Annotated in this window: 7 protein-coding genes, 1 tRNA gene and 2 pseudogenes; 4 read left to right on the top strand and 6 right to left on the bottom strand. The window is 53.4% G+C overall.

The window, feature by feature from the left end:
• Positions 1-472: zinc finger domain-containing protein (locus IQ273_RS27975; RefSeq protein WP_278000600.1), on the top strand; the 472-nt coding region annotated here is incomplete at its 5' end.
• Here the strand turns inward: IQ273_RS27975 and IQ273_RS27970 are convergent.
• Positions 459-1,763, bottom strand: coding sequence for a TldD/PmbA family protein (locus tag IQ273_RS27970; RefSeq protein ID WP_194026402.1), 1,305 nt, complete (start codon positions 1,761-1,763; stop codon positions 459-461). The two genes, IQ273_RS27975 and IQ273_RS27970, sit on opposite strands and share 14 nt — an antisense overlap.
• Positions 1,764-1,944: 181 nt before the next feature.
• Here IQ273_RS27970 and IQ273_RS27965 point away from each other — a divergent pair.
• A tRNA-Ser gene (locus IQ273_RS27965) sits at positions 1,945-2,031 on the top strand.
• Positions 2,032-2,643: 612 nt separating this feature from the next.
• Here the strand turns inward: IQ273_RS27965 and IQ273_RS27960 are convergent.
• Positions 2,644-3,507 carry a glycine zipper domain-containing protein gene (locus IQ273_RS27960; protein WP_194026401.1) on the bottom strand — a complete coding sequence of 288 codons (864 nt, stop codon included), beginning with the start codon at positions 3,505-3,507 and terminating at the stop codon, positions 2,644-2,646.
• A 359-nt stretch (positions 3,508-3,866) separates the two neighbouring features.
• Here IQ273_RS27960 and IQ273_RS27955 point away from each other — a divergent pair, with 359 nt between their 5' ends.
• Positions 3,867-4,043, top strand: a complete 177-nt coding sequence (locus IQ273_RS27955; protein WP_194026400.1) for a hypothetical protein — start codon at positions 3,867-3,869, stop codon at positions 4,041-4,043.
• A gap of 110 nt (positions 4,044-4,153) precedes the next feature.
• On the opposite strand, the gene IQ273_RS27950 is transcribed toward IQ273_RS27955, so the two are convergent.
• The gene (locus IQ273_RS27950; RefSeq protein ID WP_194026399.1) at positions 4,154-5,185 is read right to left on the bottom strand and encodes an SDR family oxidoreductase; all 1,032 of its coding nucleotides are present in this window, start codon (positions 5,183-5,185) and stop codon (positions 4,154-4,156) included.
• Between the two features lie 312 nt (positions 5,186-5,497).
• On the opposite strand from IQ273_RS27950, the gene IQ273_RS27945 reads away from it, so the two are divergent.
• Entirely contained in the window at positions 5,498-5,716 is a 219-nt protein-coding gene (locus IQ273_RS27945) for a hypothetical protein (protein ID WP_194026398.1), read from the top strand.
• Positions 5,717-5,913: 197 nt separating this feature from the next.
• Here the strand turns inward: IQ273_RS27945 and IQ273_RS36080 are convergent, their stop codons facing one another.
• The 3 genes and pseudogenes from IQ273_RS36080 to IQ273_RS34085 all read right to left on the bottom strand — a co-directional run.
• The gene (locus tag IQ273_RS36080; protein ID WP_194026397.1) at positions 5,914-6,135 is read right to left on the bottom strand and encodes a DUF882 domain-containing protein; all 222 of its coding nucleotides are present in this window, start codon (positions 6,133-6,135) and stop codon (positions 5,914-5,916) included.
• Between the two features lie 662 nt (positions 6,136-6,797).
• A pseudogene (locus IQ273_RS27935) lies at positions 6,798-7,172 on the bottom strand (SDR family NAD(P)-dependent oxidoreductase); the annotation flags it as partial.
• A gap of 36 nt (positions 7,173-7,208) precedes the next feature.
• A pseudogene (locus tag IQ273_RS34085) lies at positions 7,209-7,420 on the bottom strand (IS4 family transposase); the annotation flags it as partial.

The following is a 7,420-nucleotide window of genomic DNA, read 5'->3' as shown; positions in this document are numbered from 1 at the left end:
CCCCTACATCGCCAAACTCGGCCCAGATACCCTCGATGAAACTACCACCGCCGCCGAGGTAGAAGCCAGAACGCTCAGCGCCCCATTTCGCCGTCGCCAGTTTGCCACCCTGCTGCTTGACCAGGGGTTTTTAGGCGGCATCGGCAACTACTTACGCACCGAAATTTTGTATGTGGCCTGCATTCACCCCGGCCAACGGCCCACCGACTGCACCCCCGAGCAAATTGCCGCCTTTGCTGAGGCCGCCCTGGTTCTGCCCCAGCAGTCGTACCGCCACAACGGCATTACCAACGACCTGGCCCTAGCGGCCCATCTGAAGCAAACCGGCTACCGCCGCCGCGACTATCGCCACTGGGCCTTTGGCCGCCAGGGCCAGCCCTGCCACCGCTGCGGCGAGACCATTACCAAAATTATGATCGGCGGGCGACGTTGTTATATTTGCCCTCAGTGCCAGTCAGTTAGCCGCTCGTAATCGACAATCCATCTAGCAGCACCGAAGGTGTGTAGCATGAGCCATTCCAGTCGGCATCGCTGCCCAACTCGACCTTGTCCTTGAGTGCGGTGTAGACATTGCCTGCCACCATGGTGTCTTTGACGCGGCCCACCAGTTCACCCCGATGAATACGGTAGCCCAAGTCGATGTTCACCGAAAAATCTCCCGCAATACCGGCCCCGCCGCCCAAAATTTGATCGACCAGCACGCCGTTATCGATACCTGCAATTAGCTGATCAAGAGATTTTGTCCCTGGCTGCACGAGGGTGTTATAGAGGCTGGGGGTAGGGTAGCTACCCAGCCCAGGACGAAAGCCATTGCCAGTCGACTCGGCCCCCAGGGTGCGACCCACGGCGCGATCGCTGTAAAACAGCCTTACCACCCCCTGCTCAATGAAAATCAGCCGCTGAGTAGGCGTGCCCTCGTCGTCGAAAGGGCAGCTAAAGGGGCCAGCCTCTGGGTCTTGCAACAGGGTAATGCAGGACGAGGTCATCTGCTCGCCCAGGGCATTGCTCCAAGGGGACGATCGCTCCAGCACCCGCTTGCCGCTAAGAGCCGATTGCAGCGTGTCCCACACCATATCGGCGGCCTTAGCGGTAAAGATCACCGGCATACGCCCTGTGTCGACCTCCGCCGGCTGCTCGGCCCAGGCTAGCCGCTGCAAAACCTGGTCGGTCAGCGCATCGACATCCAAAACGTCCCGCTGGGTCTGACCGTCGCTCACACTCAAAAAGTCATCGCCCCGCACCCAGTCTGCCGACAGGTAGCTGCTCAACGTGGCATCGCTGTAGCGGCAGTCAAGCCCTTTTGTATTGAGAATGCGGGTGGTTTCCACATCGCACTCAACATCAACGCTACAAATTACCTCAGGGTAGGCGCTGCGAATGCGATCGATCATGCCCTGGCCCCACTCGATCAGCTGCTCTACCGGTACCTCTTGGCCCATATCAGGGTAGTAGCGGCTGGTTCCCCCCACCAAATCAATGGGTTCGGGGTCGTTGAGGGCGCTAATGGCCAGCGCTTTGTCGATGATAGCCTCAGGGTCAACATTGCCGTAGGCCACCGCTAGCCCCGGTCGACCGTTTACCCACAGCCGCAGGGCCGTTCCCAGAGCGGCAGAACTTTCGAGCTGTTTGAGACGGTTGGCTTCAAAAAAAACGGGTCGCGATCGCGATCGCGACTGCAGCACTTCCGCCGCTTCGGCACCTCGCTGGAGGGCCAGGTCTATCAGTTTCTCAGCTAGCGAATCGTCGGTTAGACCAAACACCATAGCAATCAGTGGGCGGGGGCAGAAAGAATCCCCCTCATCTTCCCGGATTGCGGTACCCCTGCAAAGAGCCCATTTCTAGATAGCCCACCCCAAATACCTGTTTCACCGACAGTTCTCGGCGGGTTTTCGGCTTTGAGGTCGCCTGAGAGTTCAATTCAACGGTAGAATAGCAAAGCCCCTTGGAGAGGTGGCAGAGTGGTTGAATGCGGCAGTCTCGAAAACTGTTTGAGGGTCAAACCTCACGAGGGTTCGAATCCCTCCCTCTCCGTTTAAATCCAGCTCCCGTAACGATTTGCGGCGTCCCCCTTGCCTCACTCAGCTTAGGAAAATTAAGCTAAGTGTAGGTAGTTTGTACTCTTTTTGGGGGAGGAACGGGGGAGATGGGAGGAGAAGTCTGAACCAGAGTGCGCCTGACCTCAAAGAACGGATCAACCAGGTTAATCAGGGGCTGGAGAAGGTCTCGATTCGCGAGAAGGACAACCGATTGTACGTGCGGGGGAGACACTTCCCCCCCAAGCCAGGGGATAGCAACGGAGATCGCGACGAGATAGCTCTTGGGGTTTCAGCCACTCCTGTTGGGCTGAAGGTAGCGATCGCAAAGGCGAAAGACATTAACAACGAATACCGTCGGGTGATGGGGCTTCAAAATAAGGCGTAGCTGAGGTTTAATGCTCGCTCAAGCAGCTATAAGTAGGAAAACCCAATCAAATATAAGACTGTGTAGGTTGCGGTTAAGGCACGAAACCCAACGCCCGCGTGGGTTACGCTATCGCTAACCCATCCTACATTTTGAATTGGCCCAACCACTTAGTCAAATATAAAAGGTGGGGAGCACCAGAAGAGGTACTCCCCACCTTTCAAGACCTGAAAATCAGATTAGCTAAGCCTTTCCTTGATTCTCATGGAGCTTTTGCTCGATTAGAGGATCTTTCCAACCCGCTGGCTTCGTATTATTTTTAGGGGATGGCGTCTCTAGAGACTTCTTTGCCGCTGAAGTTGCGCTATGAGCAGCATTGCTAGCTTTCTGGGATGTCTGATTGATGGTGTTTTTGATCGCAGGTCTTACATCGTCATCAATCGTTCTTTTGGCAGAATCTGTGACGCCGCGAACGTCTGCCTCATTAATTTTGCCTTTTACAGACTGGCTTACGCCGCGAACATCTGCTTCATCAATTTTGCCTTGTACAGACCGGCTAACGCCACGAACATCTGCTTCGTCAATTTTGCCTTGCACAGACTGACTGACGCCGCGAACGTCCGCCTCGTTAATTTTGCCTTGAATGGATTGACTGACACCGCGTACATCTGCTTCGTTGACTTTCTGCTTTGCAGACTCAGCCAACCCTTTTACATCGGTTTCATCGATCTTTGCTTTAACGCTATCCAGTGTATCTTCAACCTGATGGGTAACGCTTTTAGCGGCATCTTTGATTGAACCCGTCGCACTTTCCACTTGCTGGTCCATGCTTGTAGCGGCCTGATCACCAATGGCTGCACCTGCGATCGCGCCACCTACGGCACCGATAGCTGCACCCACTTTACCGCCGACCATTCTACCAACTGCCGCGCCTGCCACGCTACCGCCGGTTGCGCCAACAGCTTTAGCCACGGTATGTTCACCGCTCTGATTTTTTTCGACCTTCTCGGCCTGCTCAGATTGGGCAGAAAGGGAACTGGTAGGCTGGACTACAATTATTTCATCGGGCTTTCTAGATGGATTTTGGTTACTGCTTGTACTTGTCATAAAGCAAATTCTCCTGAAAGATAACTTTCTCTTATTTGTACTTAAAGTGTATCAATCAAGACCAAGTGATGCATCTTCTCAAGGTCTAGTCTTCTAGAAGCTATTTCAGTCAATGGTTATAGGCTTCACCGTCAATTCAATCTTCTAATGTTCAAACAACCATTCACTGACATTATTAGTAGCTCCTGATGCTTATATAGCAGGAATTTTGAAGGAGCTAGGTCGGACAAACCTAAAATCTCAGTGATAATAAGCTTTTTTAATGAATTTAGGGCTAGCTCGAGCAAAACGAATGTAGCGATGGCCATAGTGGGCGATCGCGTGCTTGGCTCCACCGTTTACACAGTGGGCGAGGTTTCGTGAAACTGGCTGACTTTATTCATGAGCTGAACCGGCGCGATCGCACTACCGAACGGTGCCTGCGCCGCCTGCATCTGGTGGCCCACAGCAGGGGCAACCAGATTCTGCGCTTTGCCTTACAGGACATTAAGCCCAGCGGGCCAATCGAGTGCCCCCGTTGTCTGAACACAATGTAGTGAAGGACCATAACTCCGATAGCGGGCAAACCCCTCTATGGCTTCAGGGGATGCCGTTGGCGAGCGGGCAACACATAGACCGACAGTGACTCGACTCTGGTCATGGGCTGTTAAAACAACTCTTTGTCGCTCAAGAGGGGTACGCTGAGCAGAGCAATGGCCCCGACCCCCAAGGCTAAGCCAGCCAGGGCACCCCACTTCACCGCCGGATGAGTCTCCAACCAGTTGGTGTAACTCACGGCCTGGGCCTGGGGCGTAAAGTCACCCCTGACCGTATCAAAGCCCGGAATCGCCCCATACAGGTTATCAGGGTCATCGGCGGACTTCGGCTGATCGGTCTTTTGCGACTCGAAGCCGTTGTTCACCATGTATTGGTCGACTAGCTCCGGGGAAAGTTTTTGAGCCAGGACGACCGCCTTGCCTGCATCTCCCACAACGGCATCGCGGGTGGGGTGTTCGGCCACGTGGAGAATGGTATCAGCCACAATTTCGGGTTCATAAATCGGCGGCGTACCCATGGGTTTTACCCCCAGCTTGCTACGCGCCTTGTTGAACAGGGGGGTGTTGATGGCGGCGGGCATCACTTCAGTGACGCTGATGTTGGCCCCTTCGTGCATAAGCTCAACCCGCAGGGATTCTAGAAACCCGCTGACCGCGTGCTTGGAGGCGGCATAGGCGGTTTGCAGAGGCAGACTGCGCCGGGCTTCCACTGACGTGATATGTACCAGGGCTCCTCGGCCTTCCCGCTTGAGGTGGGGCAGTGCCGCCTTGGCCCCGTGGACTTGCCCCATCAGGTTGACGTCGATAATGCGCTGGAATTCTTCGGGGGTGGTGTCTGCAAAGGAGGCATAGAGTTCAATGGCGGCATTGTGAACCCAGGTATCGAGCCGTCCGTACTGCTCGATGGTGTGGTTGGCGATCGCCTCGACCTGCTCAAAATTGGCAACGTCGGCGGCGATCGCGGTGGCCTCGCCGCCAGAACGACGAATCTCTTCTACTAAGGAGTCTAGCCCCGGTTGGCTACGGGCCGAAACTACTACTTTTGCCCCCTTTTCGGCAAATTTAAGGGCGGTTACCCGGCCAATACCGCTGGAGGCACCAACGACAGCGACCACTTGTTGATTGAGGGGCTTCAGTTGCACGCTTAGGACTCCTTTTTAAAACGCTTAGAGCTCGATTTCTGCTTCTACAGGTACTCATGGGCCTGAAAACCTGCGGTTTAAGAATTGTGTTTTCTCCCTTTCAAGCTAGGCTCTATCAAATGGTTTGGTATCCCACCAGCGGTACAACCTGAATGATGACCGTTTGGGGCGGATGTTGGATGCCCTCTACACGGTTAGCACGACCCCGTTTTTTTGACTCAATGTATGGCGGATGAGGGATGAAGCGACCGCTGTTACTGCTTACATTAATAAATAGGTGCTCCTATGAGCTGACGCAAAAGAAGTGGTTTTATGACTGAGAATCAACAGAACAATCCCGACAATACCCAATCTATTGATGAGGAAACATTCGATCCCCGTGACCTCGTCACTAAGGGCGGCTACAGCAAAAACCCCCGAGAGATTATTGAAAATCCTGCTGTCGCTCCTCAAATGCTCGACGACCGCCGCAGCGATCGCCTCAACGACGGCGTAGGTATGGATCGGGTCGATAACCAAGACTCTGAATAATTTCGTTTATGAAACTTTAGCGAGAGAGCCTAGGGATTTTGAAAATCCCTGGGCTCTCTCGCTATACCGCTAATTCAACTGCCGATGGCCCTAGAGGGCCGGCCTTTGGCCATCGCGCCTCAACAAGCTAAGCACTTCCCCTTGCTCTGAAGTAAGTCGACAGGGGTAGCTGCCGGTTGGTGTTCCCACACCTTAAATCAACGATACCAGCGGCGGCGGGGTCCGGTATCTAAATGAACCCAGGTGGGATACAAGCCCAGCCCACCTGGCCAGTCGGATAGGGCGGCTGCCACCTGCCGTATGGGCACCCCAGATACATAAAAATCCACCGCCTGACCATAGGTATAGCGGCTGGGCGTTGCATAATTGACAGATGAATTAGGAGAATCTGCGATGCAATGTCCGGAATGTGGAGCCACTCATGTCCGTAAAAATGGCAAGAGGAAAGGTAAGCAAAATCAGGCGTTGCTGAATTAAGGGATGAACCTGGCAGGAAAACAGTATTTATTTCTCTATTGGTCTGAATACTTTTTAGTGCCAAAGCAGACTTTTTGTTCGTCTATTGGTATACAACGACTAAATCAACCCCACGGGCGATACTATTCTGAAAATCGTCCGCGTTCTTAAGATGATGAGTCCAGAAGCCGCCGAGGCCTTTGTCAATCAGTACATCAGCAGCATAGCAATTCTCATTTTGGCGAAAAGCCGTTTAAGGCCCAGGAATACCGGTATGGTAATAACATCTGAGCAACCTAACAGAGCTAGGGCCGTTGAAAGAACGGGGTTTGTTTGACACGCTAGTCGGTTCGTTTCGCCAACGGATGTCGTCGCTACCGGACAAACGTACAGGCAAAAATACCCGTTACGGAATGGAGGATGTCGCTTTAAGCGCGTTTAACGCCGAAAATCGTAGGGTACACTCGTGCAGCAATGCACCTTCGTAAGGTCATTTTTAAAGCACATCCGAATCACAAACCCCCGATTTCAAAAAGGCAAAACTGCAGGGGCGTTGGCGCAGCCGAGCCAGAGGCTCTATGCCATTCGTCCGGTTAAATTAGGGATGAACAAGCAGGATTCAACATCAGGCATTACGTCCAGCCATGACTCCACCATCTACATTCCATATAGCTCCAGTTACCCAAGCAGCTTGATCAGACAGTAGAAAAGCCACAACCCCTGCAATGTCAATTGGTTGTCCAACTCGTCCAATGGGATGAAAGCTATTGAAGCCCTGTAGCGTTGTATGGATTTCCTCTGGTTTGATAAATGCTCCGTAGATAGGTGTTTCCACCACTGCCGGGGCAACGGCATTGACACGAATTTGATACTGTGCGAGCTCCATTGCCAAATGCTGTGAAAGCGAGTGTAAACCTGCTTTTGCCATTGAGTAAGCAGAAGAGGGTGTAGCTAGAACAGCCTGATGTGCCCACATAGAACCAATATTGACAATTGCACCGCCCTGCCTTAGTGGTGCAGAAAACTTAGGGCAGTCTCACCATGAGAATGTGAGGACCTTAGCGAACTCAATGCGACAGTCTAGGGCGTCTCGCTTGCATTGAGAGGCGCAAGCGGGCGGTGGATTGCCCTTAGGCAAGGCTTGGAGGATGGGCAAGGGCAAACGCTCGTAGCAAAGCCGAGCCAGTTCCCGCAAACCGAGTTGCAGAAAACTCAAGCCCCGGTCGCCATGCCAATCCAGACGACTCC

Source organism: Nodosilinea sp. LEGE 07298 (assembly GCF_015207265.1).
Lineage (GTDB): Bacteria > Cyanobacteriota > Cyanobacteriia > Phormidesmidales > Phormidesmidaceae > Nodosilinea.
Note: the sequence above shows the minus strand (reverse complement) of the source record. Positions and strands in the feature narration are given on the sequence as shown.

Bases quoted from the DNA above. Each gene is read 5' to 3' on its own strand.
- IQ273_RS27970 (WP_194026402.1), bottom strand. From the start codon at position 1,763: ATGGTGTTTGGTCTAACCGACGATTCGCTAGCTGAGAAACTGATAGAC.
- IQ273_RS27960 (WP_194026401.1), bottom strand. From the start codon at position 3,507: ATGACAAGTACAAGCAGTAACCAAAATCCATCTAGAAAGCCCGATGAA.
- IQ273_RS27945 (WP_194026398.1), top strand. From the start codon at position 5,498: ATGACTGAGAATCAACAGAACAATCCCGACAATACCCAATCTATTGAT.